The organism is Pseudomonas sp. AOB-7, assembly GCF_003696305.1.
Classification (GTDB): domain Bacteria; phylum Pseudomonadota; class Gammaproteobacteria; order Pseudomonadales; family Pseudomonadaceae; genus Aquipseudomonas.
Map to the genome: position 1 here is coordinate 78,194 of NZ_RFFK01000010.1, position 16,832 is coordinate 95,025.

18 protein-coding genes are annotated in these 16,832 nt (G+C 67.4%); 11 read left to right on the plus strand and 7 right to left on the minus strand.

Annotated elements, in window-relative coordinates; all coding sequences use genetic code 11:
* Positions 1-96: 96 nt before the first annotated feature.
* Positions 97-1,074 (plus strand): NADPH:quinone reductase, encoded by a 978-nt coding sequence (locus EA796_RS17775; protein ID WP_122109569.1) that lies wholly within the window; start codon positions 97-99, stop codon positions 1,072-1,074.
* Positions 1,075-1,107: 33 nt separating this feature from the next.
* On the opposite strand, the gene EA796_RS17780 is transcribed toward EA796_RS17775, so the two are convergent.
* From EA796_RS17780 to EA796_RS17790, 3 genes are all read right to left on the minus strand, one after another.
* On the minus strand, positions 1,108-1,665 hold the full coding sequence (locus tag EA796_RS17780; RefSeq protein ID WP_122109570.1) for an L-threonylcarbamoyladenylate synthase: 558 nt from the start codon (positions 1,663-1,665) through the stop codon (positions 1,108-1,110).
* Between the two features lie 77 nt (positions 1,666-1,742).
* Positions 1,743-2,849: a DNA-processing protein DprA gene (gene dprA / locus EA796_RS17785; protein WP_122109571.1), complete on the minus strand. Its 1,107-nt coding sequence runs from the start codon at positions 2,847-2,849 to the stop codon at positions 1,743-1,745.
* An 81-nt stretch (positions 2,850-2,930) separates the two neighbouring features.
* Entirely contained in the window at positions 2,931-3,971 is a 1,041-nt protein-coding gene (locus EA796_RS17790) for a LysM peptidoglycan-binding domain-containing protein (protein WP_122109572.1), read from the minus strand.
* 152 nt (positions 3,972-4,123) lie between these two features.
* Between EA796_RS17790 and def the strand changes: the two genes are divergently transcribed.
* The 6 genes from def (at position 4,124) to EA796_RS17820 (ending at position 9,313) form a co-directional block, all read left to right on the plus strand.
* Positions 4,124-4,630: a peptide deformylase gene (gene def, locus EA796_RS17795; protein WP_021444936.1), complete on the plus strand. Its 507-nt coding sequence runs from the start codon at positions 4,124-4,126 to the stop codon at positions 4,628-4,630.
* A gap of 56 nt (positions 4,631-4,686) precedes the next feature.
* Positions 4,687-5,631 (plus strand): methionyl-tRNA formyltransferase, encoded by a 945-nt coding sequence (gene fmt / locus EA796_RS17800; protein ID WP_122109573.1) that lies wholly within the window; start codon positions 4,687-4,689, stop codon positions 5,629-5,631.
* Positions 5,628-6,941, plus strand: coding sequence for a 16S rRNA (cytosine(967)-C(5))-methyltransferase RsmB (gene rsmB, locus EA796_RS17805; RefSeq protein ID WP_122109574.1), 1,314 nt, complete (start codon positions 5,628-5,630; stop codon positions 6,939-6,941). Before fmt ends, rsmB begins: the two co-directional genes overlap by 4 nt.
* Positions 6,942-6,953: 12 nt before the next feature.
* On the plus strand, positions 6,954-8,327 hold the full coding sequence (trkA, locus tag EA796_RS17810) for a Trk system potassium transporter TrkA (protein WP_021445362.1): 1,374 nt from the start codon (positions 6,954-6,956) through the stop codon (positions 8,325-8,327).
* Between the two features lie 35 nt (positions 8,328-8,362).
* The gene (locus tag EA796_RS17815; protein WP_021445363.1) at positions 8,363-8,680 is read left to right on the plus strand and encodes a hypothetical protein; all 318 of its coding nucleotides are present in this window, start codon (positions 8,363-8,365) and stop codon (positions 8,678-8,680) included.
* Positions 8,681-8,752: 72 nt separating this feature from the next.
* Complete coding sequence (locus EA796_RS17820; RefSeq protein ID WP_122109575.1) at positions 8,753-9,313, plus strand: hypothetical protein; 561 nt, start codon at positions 8,753-8,755, stop codon at positions 9,311-9,313.
* Here the strand turns inward: EA796_RS17820 and EA796_RS17825 are convergent, their stop codons facing one another.
* The 4 genes from EA796_RS17825 to EA796_RS17840 form a co-directional block, all read right to left on the minus strand.
* Complete coding sequence (locus EA796_RS17825) at positions 9,314-9,964, minus strand: 7-cyano-7-deazaguanine/7-aminomethyl-7-deazaguanine transporter (protein ID WP_021445365.1); 651 nt, start codon at positions 9,962-9,964, stop codon at positions 9,314-9,316. It abuts the gene before it with no gap.
* A 144-nt stretch (positions 9,965-10,108) separates the two neighbouring features.
* Positions 10,109-10,372, minus strand: coding sequence for a PilZ domain-containing protein (locus EA796_RS17830; RefSeq protein WP_122109576.1), 264 nt, complete (start codon positions 10,370-10,372; stop codon positions 10,109-10,111).
* A gap of 103 nt (positions 10,373-10,475) precedes the next feature.
* Positions 10,476-11,363 (minus strand): lysophospholipid acyltransferase, encoded by an 888-nt coding sequence (locus EA796_RS17835; protein WP_122109577.1) that lies wholly within the window; start codon positions 11,361-11,363, stop codon positions 10,476-10,478.
* A gap of 91 nt (positions 11,364-11,454) precedes the next feature.
* Complete coding sequence (locus tag EA796_RS17840) at positions 11,455-12,021, minus strand: DNA-3-methyladenine glycosylase I (protein WP_021445368.1); 567 nt, start codon at positions 12,019-12,021, stop codon at positions 11,455-11,457.
* 160 nt (positions 12,022-12,181) lie between these two features.
* On the opposite strand from EA796_RS17840, the gene glyQ reads away from it, so the two are divergent.
* From glyQ to EA796_RS17860, 4 genes are all read left to right on the plus strand, one after another.
* On the plus strand, positions 12,182-13,174 hold the full coding sequence (gene glyQ / locus EA796_RS17845; RefSeq protein WP_122109578.1) for a glycine--tRNA ligase subunit alpha: 993 nt from the start codon (positions 12,182-12,184) through the stop codon (positions 13,172-13,174).
* Positions 13,171-15,225: a glycine--tRNA ligase subunit beta gene (gene glyS / locus EA796_RS17850; RefSeq protein WP_122109579.1), complete on the plus strand. Its 2,055-nt coding sequence runs from the start codon at positions 13,171-13,173 to the stop codon at positions 15,223-15,225. Before glyQ ends, glyS begins: the two co-directional genes overlap by 4 nt.
* Before the next feature lie 80 nt (positions 15,226-15,305).
* Positions 15,306-15,836 carry a D-glycero-beta-D-manno-heptose 1,7-bisphosphate 7-phosphatase gene (gene gmhB, locus EA796_RS17855; protein WP_122109580.1) on the plus strand — a complete coding sequence of 177 codons (531 nt, stop codon included), beginning with the start codon at positions 15,306-15,308 and terminating at the stop codon, positions 15,834-15,836.
* A gap of 13 nt (positions 15,837-15,849) precedes the next feature.
* Positions 15,850-16,617 (plus strand): 1-acyl-sn-glycerol-3-phosphate acyltransferase, encoded by a 768-nt coding sequence (locus EA796_RS17860; protein ID WP_021445372.1) that lies wholly within the window; start codon positions 15,850-15,852, stop codon positions 16,615-16,617.
* Positions 16,618-16,832 lie beyond the last annotated feature (215 nt).

A 16,832-nucleotide genomic window follows, 5' to 3' on the forward strand; every position in this document is an offset into this window, starting at 1 on the left:
CACGGGCGCGCCTTCGCAGTTGACGGCGGTCGATCGGGGCGTTTGGATAGACCCTTTCGCCGCCCCTCGGCGGCTCGATCAGAGAAGGAATCCGAAATGGCCAAGCGTATCCAGTTCAGCCAGCACGGCGGCAGCGAGGTGCTGGAGTACCGCGACTACCAGCCGGCCGCCCCCGGCCCGCACGAAGTGCGGGTGGCAAACCGCGCCATCGGCCTGAATTTCATCGACACCTATTTCCGCAGCGGCCTCTATGCGCCGCCGACGCTGCCCTCCGGCCTGGGCACCGAAGGCGCCGGGGTGGTCGAGGCGGTGGGCAGCGAGGTCAGCGGCTTCGCCGTCGGCGACCGCGTGGCCTACGCCACCGGCCCGCTCGGCGCCTACAGCGAGCTGCATGTGCTGCCGGCGGACAAGCTGGTCAAGCTGCCGGACGGCATCGGCTTCGAGCAGGCCGCCGCGGTGATGCTCAAGGGCCTGACCGTGCAGTACCTGCTGCGTCAGATCTACCCGCTCAAGGGCGGCGAGACCATCCTGTTCCACGCCGCGGCCGGCGGCGTCGGCTCCTTCGCCTGCCAGTGGGCGCGGGCGTTGGGGGTCAGGCTGATCGGCACTGTGAGCTCGGCCGAGAAGGCGGCGCGGGCGAAAGAGCAGGGCGCCTGGGCGACCATCGACTACAGCCACGAGAACGTGGTGCAGCGCGTGCTGGAACTGACCGACGGCGCCAAGTGCCCGGTGGTCTACGACGGCGTCGGCAAGGACACCTGGGAAACCTCGCTGGACTGCGTGGCGCCGCGCGGCCTGCTGGTCAGCTTCGGCAATGCCTCCGGCGCGGTCAGCGGGGTCAACCTCGGCATCCTGGCGCAGAAGGGCTCGCTGTACGTCACCCGGCCGACCCTGGCCGGCTACGCCGATACGCCGCAGCGCCTGCAGGCCATGGCCGACGAGCTGTTCGCCATGATCGAAAGCGGCCAGCTGCAGGTGGAGATCAGCAACCGCCATGCGCTGAAGGACGCCGCCGCCGCCCAGGACGCGCTGAGCGCCCGGCAGACCACCGGCTCGACCATTTTGCTGCCGTGAAACCTTAGCCCGGATGCAACCCGGGCTACGCAATCAGGACGGGCGAATCACGTCGCCCGTGCGCAGGTCGCGGATCAGGCTGGGATTCTTGCGCCCGCCCAGGGCGCCGCCGAGCACCTTGTCCAGCTGACGCGGGAAATACTGCTCGACGCGCAGACGCGAGCGCGCCGCCGGGCGCCCGGCCGGGTTGGCCGAGGTCGACACCAGCGGCCCGGTATGGCGGCACAGCGCGCGTACCAGCGGATGGTCGCTGACGCGCAGGGCGACGGTGTCGTGCCGGCCGCTGATCCATTCGGGCAGGCGCTCCTGGTGCGGCACCAGCCAGGTGTTGGGCCCCGGCCAGCTGCCGGCCAGGCGCTCCTGCCAGATCGCCGGCAGGTCCTGCAGGAGGAAGTCGAACTGCTCGATATCCTCGGCCACCAGGATCAGGCCCTTGTGCATCGGCCGCTCCTTGAGCGCCAGCAGGCGATCCACCGCCTCTTCGTTCCACGGATCGCAGCCCAGGCCCCAGACCGCCTCGGTGGGATAGGCGATCACACCACCCTCGCGCACCACGCGCGCCGCTTGCTGCACCTGCCAGTTGCCGGCCATCGACTGTCTCCCGCTGAATCAATGGCCGGCAGTCTATCCAAGTCGGCCATGCGACTGTAGCCCGGATGCAGTCCGGGCTACGGCTTGCGCGCCAGCCAGCGTCCCGCCTCGCTGCACACCCGTCCATCCAGCTCCAGTTCGGTCAGCGCCGCCAGCACCTCGCTCAGCGCCCAGCCACTGGCCTGCACCAGCGCCTCGCTGCTCTGCGGCGCGGCATGCAGCAACTCCAGCAGGGGATGCACGGCCCCCTCTGGAGCAGGGCTCGGCCCGGGCGCCTGCCAACCGCGCAGGGCCTCGAGAATATGCTCGATGCTTTCCACCAGCGTCGCGCCGTCGCGGATCAGCTGATGACAGCCGCGCGCCCCGGGATGGTGGATGGAACCGGGAATGGCATAGACCTCACGCCCCTGTTCGGCGGCCAGGCGCGCGGTGATCAGCGAACCGCTGGACGGGCTGGCCTCGACCACCAGCACGCCCAGCGACAGACCGCTGATGATGCGGTTGCGCCGCGGGAAGTTGCTCGCCTGCGGCGGGCAGTCCAGCGGCAGCTCGGAGACCAGCGCGCCGCCCTGCTCTGCGATCTGCGCCGCCAGGCGCTGGTGCCGCGCCGGGTACAGGCACTGCAGACCGGTGCCGAGTACCGCCACCGTCGCGCCGCCCGCATCCAGCGCGCCCTGGTGGGCGGCGCCGTCGATACCCAGGGCCAAGCCGCTGGTGATGACGAAACCGCCGCCGGCCAGGCTGCGGGCGAAGGCATGGGCGGTATCCAGGCCCGGCTTCGACGCCCGCCGGCTGCCGACCATGGCCAGTTGCGGTCGTTCGAGAATGCCCGGATCGCCGGCGACGAACAGCAGCGGCGGGGCGTCCGCCAGTTCGGCCAGCAGCGCCGGGTAGCGCGCATCGTTCCACATCAGCAGGTGCTGTCCGGGCTGCTCCAGCCAGGCCAGCGCCGCCGCGGCGCGCTCGCGGATCTCGGCGCTGCGCCGCGGCTCGGCGCACGTGGCCGGCAGCCCCAGGGCACGCCAGGCACTGGCCGGCGCACTGAGGGCGGCCGAGGCGCTGGCGAAGGCGCCGAGCAATTTGCGAAAACGCCGCGGCCCCAGCTCCGGCAGGAGGTGCAGACGCAGACGGGCTTCGAGCTCGGCGGGAGAGATGGCGGGAGATGGAGCGGAAGGTTGCGACATGGGGATCATCCTTGATCGGTCGCGCCGCCGCAGCGGCGGGTACAGAAAGCACAAGCCCCGCATTCGCGGGGCTTGTCGGTGTTACGGGTTACGCACCTTGTCCATGATCGCCAGCGAGCGGGACGCCCCCAGCACCAGGCCATAGCTGAGCTTGTCGTAGGTGCGGAACACCATCAGCAGACCGGAGCGCTCGTCCGGAATCTTCACGCTCTCGCCGGTGATGCGGTCGCGCACGGTTTCGCCGGTCTTGTACACCGCCAGCACGTTGCCGATCTCCAGGCCGTCGCGCGCGCCCTTGTTCAGGGTGACCACGTCGAACTGGCCGATCTGGGTCACACCGCGCGGCACGTCGAGGATCAGGCCGTCGATCTCGCCGGCCGGTTCGCTGGGCATGAAGGTGGAGTTGATCGCGCGCTCTTCGGTGGGGAACAGGCGATCGCCGAGGCGCACTTCCTGGGTCGAGCGGCTCAGCAGCATGGTGCCGATATCGCCTTCCTCGGCGACGATCTCGCCGGTGCCGACATCGTCGGCGTTGATGCCGAGGAATTCCTGGGTTTCCGGATCGGTGTAGGTCTTGCCCTGGCGGAAGATGCCGTACACCGGTGCGCTTTCGTCGAAGCTGCCGCGGGCATAGACGCGGTCACCGGCGCCGCTGACCACGCGCTCGGCGTTACCGGCCACCACGTAGGGGGCGCCGGCGAACTGCTCGGGGGTGTCGACGATGCGGTTGGACAGCAGGAAGCTGTTGATCGCTTCCAGCGGGATGGTCGGGATCGCCTCGGCCATCGGCGTGCTGCGCACCTGCGGCGACAGCTTGATGGTGCCGCGCGACTCGCCGCGGTTGAGCATCAGGCGCGGCTGGCCGTCGATATAGACGAGGTTGAGGGTATCACCGGGGTAGATCAGGTGCGGGTTGGCGACTTGCGGGTTGGCATGCCAGATTTCCGGCCACTTCCAGGGTTGACTCAGGAACTTGCCGGAAATATCCCAGAGGGTATCGCCCTTGACCACGGTGTAGCGGTCCGGGTGACCGTCCTTGAGTTGCACTTCGGCCTGGACCAGGCCGGTCTGGGCCAAACCGCCGGCTGCCAGCAGCAGCAGGGCGAGTAGTGATTTCCTCATACGGTGAATCCCTTTATTATGTGTCTTCACGTGAAGCGCCCTAGCGCCGCGTCCAAACCCGCTGAATCCGCGGCGTGAAGCCGTTTTTCAATGCTGTTCATCATCTTAGCAGCGGATTTTGACTTTATTCCACAAGTGCATCACAAACGCATATGGCGATCCTGAATATCCTCGAATTTCCTGATCCACGCCTGCGTACCATCGCCAAACCGGTGGACGTCGTGGACGACTCCATCCGTCAATTGGTCGACGACATGTTCGAGACCATGTACGACGCGCCCGGTATCGGCCTGGCGGCGACCCAGGTCAACGTGCACAAGCGCGTGGTGGTGATGGACCTGTCCGAGGACAAGTCCGAGCCGCGGGTATTCATCAATCCCGAGTTCGAGTCGCTGACCGAAGAGATGGATCAGTACCAGGAAGGCTGCCTGTCGGTGCCCGGCTTCTACGAGAACGTCGACCGCCCGCAGAAGGTCAGGATCAAGGCGCTGGACCGCGACGGCCAGCCCTACGAGCTGATCGCCGAAGGCCTGCTCGCCGTATGCATCCAGCACGAATGCGATCACCTCAACGGCAAGCTGTTCGTCGACTACCTGTCCAGCCTGAAACGCGACCGGATCAAGAAAAAGCTGGAAAAACAGCACCGCCAGCGGGCTTGATCCACCAAATTCCTAAAGGCTTGCCGCGGCAAGCCTTTTTCTTTTAGCGAGCCCCCATGTCTGACTCCCTGCGCATCGTCTTCGCCGGCACCCCGGAATTCGCCGCCGAGCACCTCAAGGCCCTGCTGGCCAGCCAGCATGAAATCGTCGCCGTCTACACCCAACCGGATCGCCCGGCCGGTCGCGGCCAGAAGCTTGCGCCCAGCCCGGTCAAGCAGCTCGCCGTGGAGCACGGCATCCCCGTCTATCAGCCGGCCAGCCTGCGCAACGAAGAGGCCCAGGCCGAGCTGGCCGCGCTCAAGCCGGACCTGATGGTGGTGGTGGCCTACGGCCTGATCCTGCCGCAGGCGGTGCTCGACACGCCGCGTCTGGGCTGCATCAACAGCCACGCCTCGCTGCTGCCGCGTTGGCGCGGCGCCGCGCCGATCCAGCGCGCGGTACAGGCCGGCGACGGCGAGAGCGGCGTCACCGTGATGCAGATGGAAGCCGGCCTGGACACCGGGCCGATGCTGCTCAAGGTCAGCACGCCGATCAGTGCTGAGGATACTGGCGGCAGCCTGCACGACCGCCTTGCCCAGCTCGGTCCGCAGGCCGTGCTCACCGCCATCGCCGGCCTGGCCGCCGGCACCCTGGTCGGCGAAGTGCAGGACGATGCCCAGGCCAACTACGCGCACAAGCTGAACAAGGATGAGGCGCGCCTCGACTTCAGTCGTCCGGCCGTGGAACTGGAGCGCCTGGTGCGTGCCTTCCATCCCTGGCCGATCTGCCATACCACGCTGGCGGGCGATGCCCTGAAAGTCCACGCAGCGGAGATAGGCGAGGGCAGCGGTGCGCCCGGCAGCATCCTCGCCGCCGACAAGCGCGGCCTGACCGTGGCCTGCGGCGAGGGAGCGCTGCGCCTGACCCGTGTGCAGTTGCCCGGCGGCAAACCGCTGGCTTTCGCCGACCTCTACAACAGCCGCCGCGAGCAGTTCGCCGCCGGCCTGGTGCTCGGTCAATGAACCCACGCCTGGCCGCCGCCCGCGCCCTGACCGCCGTACTGTCCGGCAAGGCCTCGCTGGGCAGCAGCCTGCCGCCGCAACTGGACAAGGTCGAACACCACGACCGCGCCCTGGCCCAGGACCTGGCCTTCGGTGCCGCGCGCTGGCAGCCGCGTCTGCAGCTGCTGGCCGACAGGCTGCTGGACAAGCCCTTCAAGGCGGCCGACAAGGACGTGGAAGCCCTGCTGCTGATCGGCCTCTACCAGCTGCTGCACAGCCGCATCCCGGCGCACGCCGCCATCGGCGAAACGGTCGGCTGCGCCGGCGCGCTGAAAAAACCCTGGGCCAAGGGCCTGCTCAACGCCGTGCTGCGCCGCGCCCAGCGCGAGCACGAGGCGCTGTTCGCCGAACTGGAGCGCGACCCGGTGCTGCACACCGCCCACCCGCGCTGGCTGCAGAAGGCGCTCAAGGCGCACTGGCCCGAGCACTGGCAAGCCATCTGCGCCGCCAATAACGCCCACCCGCCGCTGATCCTGCGGGTCAATCGCCGCCACGGCAGCCGCGACGCCTATCTCGAAGAGCTGCGCAGTGCAGGCCTTGCAGCCGAACCCTGCACCTTCAGCCGCGACGGCGTGCGCCTGCTGCAGCCCTGCGACGTGACCACGCTGCCCGGCTTCAAGCAAGGCCGCGTCAGCGTGCAGGACGAGGCTGCGCAGCTGGCCGCCGAGCTGCTCGAGCTGGCCCCCGGCCAGCGGGTGCTGGACGCTTGCGCTGCGCCCGGCGGCAAGACCTGTCACCTGCTGGAGGTCGAGCCGGCCTTGCGCGAAGTGGTGGCCGTGGACCTGGAGGCCAAGCGCCTGGCGCGCGTGCGCGAGAACCTGGAGCGCCTGCAGCTCGATGCCACCCTGATCGCCGCCGACGGCCGCGACACCGCCGCCTGGTGGGACGGCACGCCGTTCCAGCGCATCCTGCTCGATGCGCCCTGTTCGGCCACCGGGGTGATCCGCCGCCATCCGGATATCAAGCTGACCCGCCAGCCCGAGGACATCCCCGCCCTGGCCCAGCTGCAGGGCGAGCTGCTCGACGCCCTGTGGCCGACGCTGGCGCCGGGCGGCGTGCTGCTCTACGCCACCTGCTCGGTGCTGCCGACCGAGAACAGCGAAACCGTCGCCGCCTTCCTCGCCCGCACCCCGGATGCGCAGGAAGTGACCATCGCCGGCGACTTCGGCCTGCAATCGCCACACGGTCGCCAGTTGCTGCCGCAGCTGGACGGCCACGACGGCTTCTACTATGCCAAGCTGATCAAGACTGCCGCGCCCGCGCGCGGCTAACGGAGCCCATCAGTGAAGATCATTATTCTCGGCGCCGGCCAGGTTGGCGGCACCCTGGCGGAACACCTGGCCAGCGAGGCCAACGACATCACCGTGGTCGACACCGACGGCGACCGCCTGCGCGACCTGGGCGACCGCCTGGATATCCGCACCGTGCAGGGCAAGGGTTCCTTCCCCACCGTGCTGCGCCAGGCCGGCGCCGACGATGCCGACATGCTGGTGGCGGTGACCAACAGCGACGAAGTCAACATGATCGCCTGCCAGGTGGCCTACACCCTGTTCCACACCCCGACCAAGATCGCCCGGGTGCGCGAGGCGGCCTACCTGACTCGCAGCGGCCTGTTCGACAACGAGGCGATCCCGGTCGATGTGCTGATCAGCCCCGAGCAGGTGGTGACCAACTACATCAAGCGCCTGATCGAACACCCCGGCGCCCTGCAGGTGATCGACTTCGCCGAGGGCAAGGCGCAGCTGGTGGCGGTCAAGGCCTACTACGGCGGCCCGCTGGTCGGCCAGCAGCTGCGCCAGCTGCGCCAGCACATGCCCAACGTCGACACCCGGGTGGCGGCGATCTTCCGCCGCAACCGGCCGATCATGCCGCAGGGCGACACAGTGATCGAAGCCGACGACGAGGTGTTCTTTATCGCCGCCAAGGCCCACATCCGCGCGGTGATGAGCGAGATGCGCCGCCTCGAGGACAGCTACAAGAAGGTGGTGATCGCCGGCGGCGGGCATATCGGCGAACGCCTGGCCGAGGCCATCGAGAGCCGCTACCAGGTGAAGATCATCGAGATGAACCCGGCGCGCTGCCGCTACCTGTCCGAAGCCCTCGACAGCACCATAGTGCTGCAAGGCAGCGCCTCGGACCGCGACCTGCTGGTGGAAGAGAACATCAACGACGCCGACATCTTCCTCGCCCTGACCAACGACGACGAGGCCAACATCATGTCGTCGCTGCTGGCCAAGCGCCTCGGCGCGCGCAAGGTGATGACCATCATCAACAACCCGGCCTACGTCGACCTGGTGCAGGGCGGCGAGATCGACATCGCCATCAGCCCGCAGCTGGCCACCATCGGCACATTGCTGACCCACGTGCGCCGCGGCGATATCGAAAGCGTGCACAGCCTGCGCCGCGGCGCGGCCGAAGCGCTGGAAGTGATCGCCCACGGCGACGCCAAGTCGAGCAAGGTGATCGGCCGCATGATCGAGGACATCGCCCTGCCGCCGAGCACCACCATCGGCGCCATCATTCGCGACGAGGAAGTGCTGATCGCCCACGACGACACGGTGATCGAGTCCGGCGACCACGTGATCCTGTTCCTGGTCGACAAGAAATACATCCGCGACGTCGAGCGCCTGTTCCAGGCCGGCCTGACGTTCTTTTGAACCCGGCCAGTCCGGGCGACAACGCAGGATCCGAGATGAGCACCGAGACGCTGGAAAAACTGCTGGCCAAAGGCACCGACAACGCCCTGCTGCGCTTCGGCCTGGGCAAGGGCCATCTGGATGCCGGCAACGCCGCCCTGGCTGCCGAGCACCTGCGCCGCTGCGTCGAGTTCGATCCGGCTTATTCGGCGGCCTGGAAGCTGCTGGGCAAGGCCCTGCAGGCCGGCGCCGACACCGACGGCGCGCGCCAGGCCTGGCAACAGGGCATCGCCGCCGCGCAAGCCAAGGGCGACAAGCAGGCGGAAAAGGAAATGACGGTGTTTCTGCGCAAGCTGGACAAGGCCCACCCCTGACAGCCCGCCGCTCCTAAGCTAGCCTGAGGCGAAGCCCTGCTTCGCCCTTCGCCCTCGCATGGGAGTCGACCGATGAAACCCAGCTTCTCCGGCCTTGTCGCCGCCAAGAATGGCCAACTGGCCGTTACCCTGCGCGCACCGAATACCGGCGGCACGGGCGCTATCTCCTGTCGTAGTCAGGCAAGCCTGGGCACCGACGGCAACGGCATCCTCACCTTGTCAGCCGGCATCGGCAACCCGCCCGGCATGTGGGTGCATTACGTCGAGACCCGCGCCGCCTACGGCATCGCCGAGGCCGGCGAGACTTGGTCGGCGAGCGGCCCGTTCAGCGGCTGTCAGATCGTGGTCGGCAGCACCGATGGGCGGGTATTCGTCGCCCACCTGGCGCAGCAGTCTGGCTCGACTGCCGACACCGACTGGTCCGGGCGGGGCTGGAAAGGGGACGTATGGGGACGCTGGAAGGTGCCGGTGCCGTCCTACGACTTCTACTCCAACAGCGTCGTCTTCGTCGACTGGTCCAAGGGCGCTTCGCCCAAGGACATCAGCGTCGTTCGCGTGGATCTGCGCACCCGCAGCATGGGCGGTTTCGACAACGGCCCGATGGAGATCTTCAACGTGGTTCAGGTGGCTTGATCAGGCCACCGCCCGCTCCCGCGGCAGCAGGCGGCCGATGGCGCCGAGCAGCATGCCGTACAGCGGCACGAACAGAATCAGGCTGATCGCCAGCTTGATCGCATAGTCCACCGTGGCGATCTCCACCCAGTTGGCGGCCATGAAGGCGTCGCCGCTGCGCCAGAAGGCGATGGAGAAGAAGGCGTAGGTGTCCAGCAGGTTGCCCAGCAGGGTCGAGGCGGCCGGCGCCACCCACCACTGGCGCAGCTGGCGCAGGCGGTCGAACACCTGAATATCCAGCAGCTGCCCCAGCACATAGGCGAGGAAGCTGGCCAGGGCGATGCGGAAGACGAAGGAGTTGAACTCGCCGAGGGCGGCGAAACCGGCGAAGCGCGCCTCGTGGAACAGCACCGAGACCACGTAGGACGCCAGCAGCGCCGGCAGCATCACCCGGGCGATCACCTGGCGCGCCGGGCCCTTGCCGAGCAGGCGCACGGTCAGGTCGGTGGCGAGGAAGATAAAGGGAAAGCTGAACGCGCCCCAGGTGGTCTGCCAGCCGAACAGGCTCATGGGCAGCTGCACCAGGTAGTTGCTGGCGATGATGATCAGGATATGGAAGGCGATCAGAACGGCCAGCGCCGCACGGCGGGCCGAAGGGGTGAGGCTGTGCATGTCGATCCTTTTTGAGTGCGATGGGGTGAGGGAACCCATGGTCGGGCCGCGACCTGGCGCGGCGGCCGGCATTCTAGCGATTTCCTGACTCGAAGGGTAACTTTTTAACCCGCGGCGGACGGGCGGTCATTTCTTGTACAGCGTTCAGGCCTGCATAAAGCGCAGCCCGGCCCCTTCGGCATCCACCCGCACCACCTCCATCTGCAGCACCGGCGCCTCGATCGGCAGGTCCTGCACCTGGCCGCTGACCCGGTCGCCGACGCTCAGCGCGGCCATCTGCGGATGCCGCACGTAGACACCGCTGTCGGACAGGTCGCGGGTCTGCGCCACCAGTTCGCCGAAGCTGGGGTGGCAGATCTTGATCCGGCACTTGATCGGGGTGCGTACCTGGTGACGCTGATTCGACATGGCGGGGCTTCCATTCGGCGCGGAGGATGCCGCCTTTAATAACGCAAAACGTCGGCAAATCCCAAGGATTGGCGGAAAAAAGGCGCCATCGCGGCGCCTTGCTTCAGTACCACTTGGCCTCGCCGTCCGGACGTTTCTTGAAGCGTTTCATGCTCCACATGTACTGACTCGGGTAGTTGCGCACGTAGCGCGACACCACTTCGCTCATGGCCGCCACGCCTTCTTCCACGTTCTCGCTGTACATGCCTTCGGGTGCCGCTTCGAGGATCACCTTGTAGCCGCTGCCGTCCGGCAGGCGCAGCGCATGCAGGAACACGCCGACCGCCTTGCCGCCGGCGAGCATGCCGGGGACGAACTTGCTGGTCAGCGCGGTGGTGCCGAGAAAGGGCACGAAAACGCCGGCGGAACGGCTCGGCTCGGGATCGGCCGGAATGCCTACGGCGCCGCCTTTGCGCACTTCCTTGATGACGCTGAGGATGCCCTCCTTGGTCGAGGGCGCCACGCGGTTGCCCATCTGCACGCGCTGCTGCTGCAGCAGCTCGTCGACCGCCTTGAGCTTGGGTGGGCGGTAGAAAATGATCGGTTTGCACTGGTTGCAGTAGAAGTGGTTGAGCACTTCCCAGTTGCCCAGGTGGCTGGTGATGCCGACCACGCCCTTGCCCGAGGCCAGCGCCTGCTGCAGCACGTCCAGGCCTTCCACTTGGCGGATCAGCTTGAGCGATTTCTGCGCCGGCCAGATCCAGGCGCAGGCGCTTTCGGTGAGGGTCTTGCCGATGTCCTTGAGGCTCTGCCCGACCAGACGATCCAGTTCGGCCTGATTCAGCTCGGGAAAGCACTTGCTCAGGTTGATGCGCACCACGTCGCGCGAGCCGTTGGGCAATTTCCACATCAGCCAGCCGATGGCATTGCCCACCGCTTGCACGGCGCGCCAGGGCAGCAGGGCGAACAGACGGAGAAAGCCGACCACCAGCCGGCCTTTGAATGCTTCCACGAATGACTCCAGGGGTTGCATGAAAAGCCGGCATTGTACCCGCCATGGTCAGATCACGTAGCCCGGATGCGATCTGTGGCCGCTGCGGCCTTCAGGCCGTCGCCGCCGAACCGCTCAACGCGGGGTAACGGTCGCAGTCGGTGGTGTGGTCCATCACCATGCCCGTGGCCTGCATGAAGGCATAGCAGATGGTCGGCCCGACGAAGTTGAAGCCCGCCTTGCGCAACGCCTTGCTCATCGCCTCGGCCTCGGGCGTCACCGCCAGCATCTGGCTGCGGTCGCTGAAATGATTGATCTTCGGCGCGCCGCCGACGAAGGACCAGAGCCAGGTCACCGGATCCTCCAGCTTCAGCCAGGCCTGGGCATTCTGCCGCACGGCCTTGAGCTTGAGGCGGTTGCGGATGATGCCGGGTTCCTGCATCAGCGCCTCGATTTCCTCGTCGCTCAGCCGCGCCAGGCGTTCGGGCTCGAAGCCATGCAGCACCTGACGGTAGCGCTCGCGCTTCTTCAGCACGGTGATCCACGACAGCCCGGCCTGGGCCCCTTCGAGCAGCAGCATCTCGAACAGCGCGCGCGGCTCGCGCTGCGGCACGCCCCATTCCTCGTCGTGGTAGGCCTGGTACAGCGGATCATCGGTACACCAGAAGCAGCGGGGCATGGTCTCGGCCTCGGTCGCGGGAGATGGCTCGGACTATAGCAGTAAAACAGCTGGATATAAATACAGTCTCGCGAAGCCGGGCGCGCCTGATCCTGCGGGCTGCGCCCAGTTTCGATATACTCCCCGGCTTTCCGTCGCAGCCTCAACAGGTGAATTTTTCGTGAGCCAGACCAAGCCTGCCGTGCGCACCTTCCAGGACCTGATCCTGGCCCTGCAGAACTACTGGGCCGAGCAGGGCTGCGTGGTGCTGCAGCCCTACGACATGGAAGTGGGCGCCGGGACCTTCCACACCGCCACCTTTCTGCGCGCCGTCGGTCCCGAGACCTGGAACGCCGCCTACGTGCAGCCCTCGCGCCGTCCGGCCGACGGCCGCTACGGCGAGAACCCCAACCGCCTGCAGCATTACTACCAGTTCCAGGTGGTCTTGAAACCGAACCCGGAGAACTTCCAGGAGCTGTACCTGGGTTCGCTGCAGGCCATCGGCATCGACCCGCTGGTGCACGACATCCGCTTCGTCGAGGACAACTGGGAATCGCCGACCCTCGGCGCCTGGGGCCTGGGCTGGGAAATCTGGCTCAACGGCATGGAAGTCACCCAGTTCACCTACTTCCAGCAGGTCGGCGGCATCGAGTGCTACCCGGTGACCGGCGAGATCACCTACGGCCTGGAGCGCCTGGCCATGTACCTGCAGGGCGTCGACTCGGTCTACGACCTGATCTGGACCGACGGCCCGTTCGGCACCGTGACCTACGGCGACGTGTTCCACCAGAACGAGGTGGAGCAGTCCACCTACAACTTCGAGCACGCCAACGTCGACAAGCTGTTCGAGCTGTTCGATTTCTACGAGAGCGAAGCCAATCGCCTGATCGAGCTGCAGCTGCCGCTGCCGACCTACGAGATGGTGCTCAAGGCCTCGCACACCTTCAACCTGCTCGACGCCCGCCGCGCCATCTCGGTGACCGCGCGTCAGCAGTACATCCTGCGCGTGCGCACCCTGGCCCGCGCCGTGGCGCAAAGCTACCTGCAGGCGCGTGCCCGCCTCGGCTTCCCCATGGCCAGCGCCGAACTGCGTGACGAAGTACTGGCCAAGCTCAAGGATGCAGGTCTCCTGCAAGACGAAGACCTGGGCAACACCCTGGAGGCGCAAGCATGAGTGCACAAGATTTCCTGGTCGAACTGGGCACCGAAGAGCTGCCACCAAAAGCCCTGAAGAGCCTCGGTGAGGCCTTCCTCGCCGGTATCGAGAAAGGCCTCAAGGCCGCCGGGCTGGGCTACACCGCCAGCCGCGTATACGCCGCGCCGCGCCGCCTGGCAGTGCTGATCGAGCAGCTCGAAGAGCAACAGGCCGACCGCAGCATGAACCTCGACGGTCCGCCGATCCAGGCCGCCTTCGACGCCGACGGCAAGCCGACCCAGGCCGCCCTGGGCTTCGCCCGCAAGTGCGGGGTGGACATCGCCGAGATCGACCGCAGCGGCGCGAAACTGCGCTTCGCCCAGCACATCCCCGGCCAGCCGGCGGTGCAGCTGCTGCCGACCATAGTGCAGGATTCGCTGAACGACCTGCCGATCCCCAAACGCATGCGCTGGGCCGATCGCCGCGACGAGTTCGTCCGTCCCACCCAGTGGCTGGTGATGCTGTTCGGCGACGCCGTGGTCGACTGCGAGATCCTCGCGCAGAAGGCCGGCCGCGTGTCCCGCGGCCACCGCTTCCACGCCAACCGCGAGGTGCGCATCGGCAGCCCGGCCAGCTACGCCGAGGACCTGCGCAGCGCCTATGTGCTGGCCGACTTCGCCGAGCGCCGCGAGCTCATCGGCCGTCGCGTCGACGAGCTGGCCGCCGCCGAGCAGGGCACGGCCATCGTGCCGCCGGCGCTGCTGGACGAAGTGACCGCGCTGGTCGAGTGGCCGGTGCCGCTGGTCTGCTCCTTCGAGGAACGCTTCCTCGAGGTGCCGCAGGAGGCGCTGATCAGCACCATGCAGGACAACCAGAAGTACTTCTGCCTGCTCGATGCCAAGGGCAAGCTGCTGCCGCGTTTCATCACCGTGGCCAACGTCGAGTCCAAGGACCCGGCGCAGATCGTCGCCGGCAACGAGAAGGTGGTGCGCCCGCGCCTGACCGACGCCGAGTTCTTCTTCAAGCAGGACAAGAAGCACAAGCTCGAAGGCTTCAACCAGCGCCTGGCCAACGTGGTGTTCCAGGCCCAGCTCGGCTCGGTCTACGACAAGGCCCAGCGCGTCTCCGCCCTGGCCGGTTTCATCGCCGGGCAGATCGGTGGCGACGCCCAGCGCGCCGCCCGCGCCGGCCTGCTGTGCAAGTGCGACCTGGCCACCGAGATGGTCGGTGAATTCCCCGAGATGCAGGGCATCGCCGGCTACTACTACGCGCTCAACGACGGCGAGCCGCAGGACGTCGCCCTGGCCCTCAACGAGCAGTACATGCCGCGTGGGGCAGGGGCGGAGCTGCCGAGCACCCTGACCGGCGCTGCCGTGGCGGTGGCCGACAAGCTCGACACCCTGGTCGGCATCTTCGGCATCGGCATGCTGCCCACCGGCTCCAAGGACCCCTACGCCCTGCGTCGCGCGGCGCTGGGGATTCTGCGGATCCTGATCGAGAAGGACCTGGATCTCGACCTGGCCGCCGCCGTGGCCTTCGCCATCGAGCAGTTCGGGGACAAGATCAAGGCCGACGGGCTGGGCAATCAGGTGCTGGACTTTATCTTCGACCGCCTGCGCGCCCGCTACGAGGACGAAGGCGTCGAGGTCGCGGTGTACCAGGCGGTGCGCGCGGTCGGCCCGACCTCGCCGCTGGACTTCGACCAGCGCGTGCAGGCTGTGCAGGCGTTCCGCGCCCTGCCGCAGGCCGCCGCCCTGGCCGCGGCGAACAAGCGCGTGTCCAACCTGCTGAGCAAGGCCGAAGGCGGCATCGCCGCCCAGGTCGAGGCGCACTACTTCGACAGCCCCAGCGAGTTCGCCCTCAACGCCGCGATCCAGCAGGCCGACCAGGCCGTGCAACCGCTGGCCGCGTCGCGTCAGTACAGCCAGGCGCTGAGCCAGCTGGCCAGCCTGCGCGAGCCGGTGGACGCCTTCTTCGAGGCGGTGCTGGTCAACGCCGAAGACGCCAAGGTACGCGCCAACCGCTACGCCCTGCTGGCCCGCCTGCGCGGGCTGTTCCTCGGCGTGGCGGATATCTCGGTGCTGGGCTGACGCCAGCCGCGGCAAGCTCCAAGCTTCGAGCGGCAAGCTGTCCGCCCTGACTTGGAGCTTGCGCCTTGGAGCTTGTAGCTATGAAGTTGCTGATTCTCGACCGCGACGGCGTCATCAACCAGGACTCCGACGCCTATATCAAGAGCCTGGACGAGTGGATTCCGATCCCTTCGTCCATCGCCGCCATCGCCCGCCTGTCGCGCGCCGGCTGGACCGTGGCGGTGGCCACCAACCAATCCGGCATCGCCCGTGGCTACTACGACCTGGCCACCCTCGAAGCCATGCACGCGCGCCTGCGCGAACTGGTGGCGGAGCAGGGCGGCGACCTCGGCCTGATCCTCCACTGCCCGCACGGGCCGGACGACGGCTGCGCCTGCCGCAAGCCGAAACCGGGCCTGCTGCAGGGCATTGCCGCGCACTACGGCACGCCATTGGCAGGCGTGTGGTTCGTCGGCGACAGCAGCGGTGACCTGCAGGCCGCGCAAGCCGTCGACTGTCAGCCCGTGCTGGTGAAAACCGGCAAGGGCGAACGTACCCTGGCCAAACCGTTGCCGCCGGGAACCCTGGTATTCGATGATCTGGCGGCCGTCGCCGATCAACTGCTCTCATAAGGTGCAAGGCTCCATGACGATATCGCAGGCCCTCAGAACCACGCTCTTCTACCTGCTCCTGTCGTCCAGCGCCTTTCTCTGGTGCATCGTCAGCGTACTGGCGGCGCCCTTCCTGCCGTTCCGTCGGCGCTACCGCTTCGTCATCCAGAACTGGTGCCGCTGCGCGGTGTGGCTGGCCAGGGTGGTGGTCGGCATCCGCTACCAGGTGCGCGGCCTGGAGCACATCCCCGCGCAGCCCTGCGTGATCCTGGCCAACCACCAGAGCACCTGGGAGACCTTCTTCCTCTCCGCGCTGTTCGAGCCGCTGTCCCAGGTGGTCAAACGCGAGCTGCTGCGCGTGCCGTTCTTCGGCTGGGCCATGGCCCTGCTCAAGCCCATCGCCATCGACCGCAGCAACCCCAAGGCGGCGCTCAAGCAGCTGGCCAAGCAGGGCGACGAACGCCTCAAGCAGGGCGCCTGGGTGCTGATCTTCCCCGAGGGCACGCGCATTCCGCCGGGCCAGATCGGTAAGTTCTCCCGCGGCGGCGCGTCGCTGGCGGTGAACGCCGGTCTGCCGCTGCTGCCCATCGCCCACAATGCCGGCGAGTTCTGGCCCAAGCAGGGCTGGGGCAAGCGCCCCGGCACCGTGCAGGTGATCATCGGCGCACCGATGCACGCCGAAGGCGAGGGCCCGCGCGCCATCGCCGAACTCAACGAACGCGCCTTCGCCTGGGTCTGCGAACGGCAGACCGAACTGCGCGGCGCCGCGCCGCAACTGGCCAGCCTCGCCGAGCAGGCCTGACTAGTCCGCTGTGGATAAGCTGTGGGCGAACGGTAGGAAAGGCGCCAGATCTTCCTATAGCCCATTGATTTTTATGGGTATTTTTCTCTGAAGCGGTATCACCGCCACCGGGCATAAGTTGTCCGGAACAAGGACTCCCGAGGCCGGCGCGCCTGCTCGCTCGACGATCAGCTCAACTTGATCCTCAGTTAATGGCAGCACTTAAAACAGAAAGC

Excerpts from the sequence above, each read along its gene's own strand:
- rsmB (WP_122109574.1), top strand. The coding sequence starts at position 5,628 with ATGAACCCACGCCTGGCCGCCGCCCGCGCCCTGACCGCCGTACTGTCC.
- EA796_RS17860 (WP_021445372.1), top strand. The coding sequence starts at position 15,850 with ATGACGATATCGCAGGCCCTCAGAACCACGCTCTTCTACCTGCTCCTG.
- EA796_RS17790 (WP_122109572.1), bottom strand. The coding sequence starts at position 3,971 with ATGAGGAAATCACTACTCGCCCTGCTGCTGCTGGCAGCCGGCGGTTTG.
- EA796_RS17820 (WP_122109575.1), top strand. The coding sequence starts at position 8,753 with ATGAAACCCAGCTTCTCCGGCCTTGTCGCCGCCAAGAATGGCCAACTG.
- glyS (WP_122109579.1), top strand. The coding sequence starts at position 13,171 with ATGAGTGCACAAGATTTCCTGGTCGAACTGGGCACCGAAGAGCTGCCA.
- EA796_RS17775 (WP_122109569.1), top strand. The coding sequence starts at position 97 with ATGGCCAAGCGTATCCAGTTCAGCCAGCACGGCGGCAGCGAGGTGCTG.
- EA796_RS17825 (WP_021445365.1), bottom strand. The coding sequence starts at position 9,964 with ATGCACAGCCTCACCCCTTCGGCCCGCCGTGCGGCGCTGGCCGTTCTG.
- EA796_RS17815 (WP_021445363.1), top strand. The coding sequence starts at position 8,363 with ATGAGCACCGAGACGCTGGAAAAACTGCTGGCCAAAGGCACCGACAAC.
- dprA (WP_122109571.1), bottom strand. The coding sequence starts at position 2,849 with ATGTCGCAACCTTCCGCTCCATCTCCCGCCATCTCTCCCGCCGAGCTC.
- EA796_RS17840 (WP_021445368.1), bottom strand. The coding sequence starts at position 12,021 with ATGCCCCGCTGCTTCTGGTGTACCGATGATCCGCTGTACCAGGCCTAC.
- EA796_RS17830 (WP_122109576.1), bottom strand. The coding sequence starts at position 10,372 with ATGTCGAATCAGCGTCACCAGGTACGCACCCCGATCAAGTGCCGGATC.
- def (WP_021444936.1), top strand. The coding sequence starts at position 4,124 with ATGGCGATCCTGAATATCCTCGAATTTCCTGATCCACGCCTGCGTACC.
- gmhB (WP_122109580.1), top strand. The coding sequence starts at position 15,306 with ATGAAGTTGCTGATTCTCGACCGCGACGGCGTCATCAACCAGGACTCC.
- EA796_RS17780 (WP_122109570.1), bottom strand. The coding sequence starts at position 1,665 with ATGGCCGGCAACTGGCAGGTGCAGCAAGCGGCGCGCGTGGTGCGCGAG.
- fmt (WP_122109573.1), top strand. The coding sequence starts at position 4,687 with ATGTCTGACTCCCTGCGCATCGTCTTCGCCGGCACCCCGGAATTCGCC.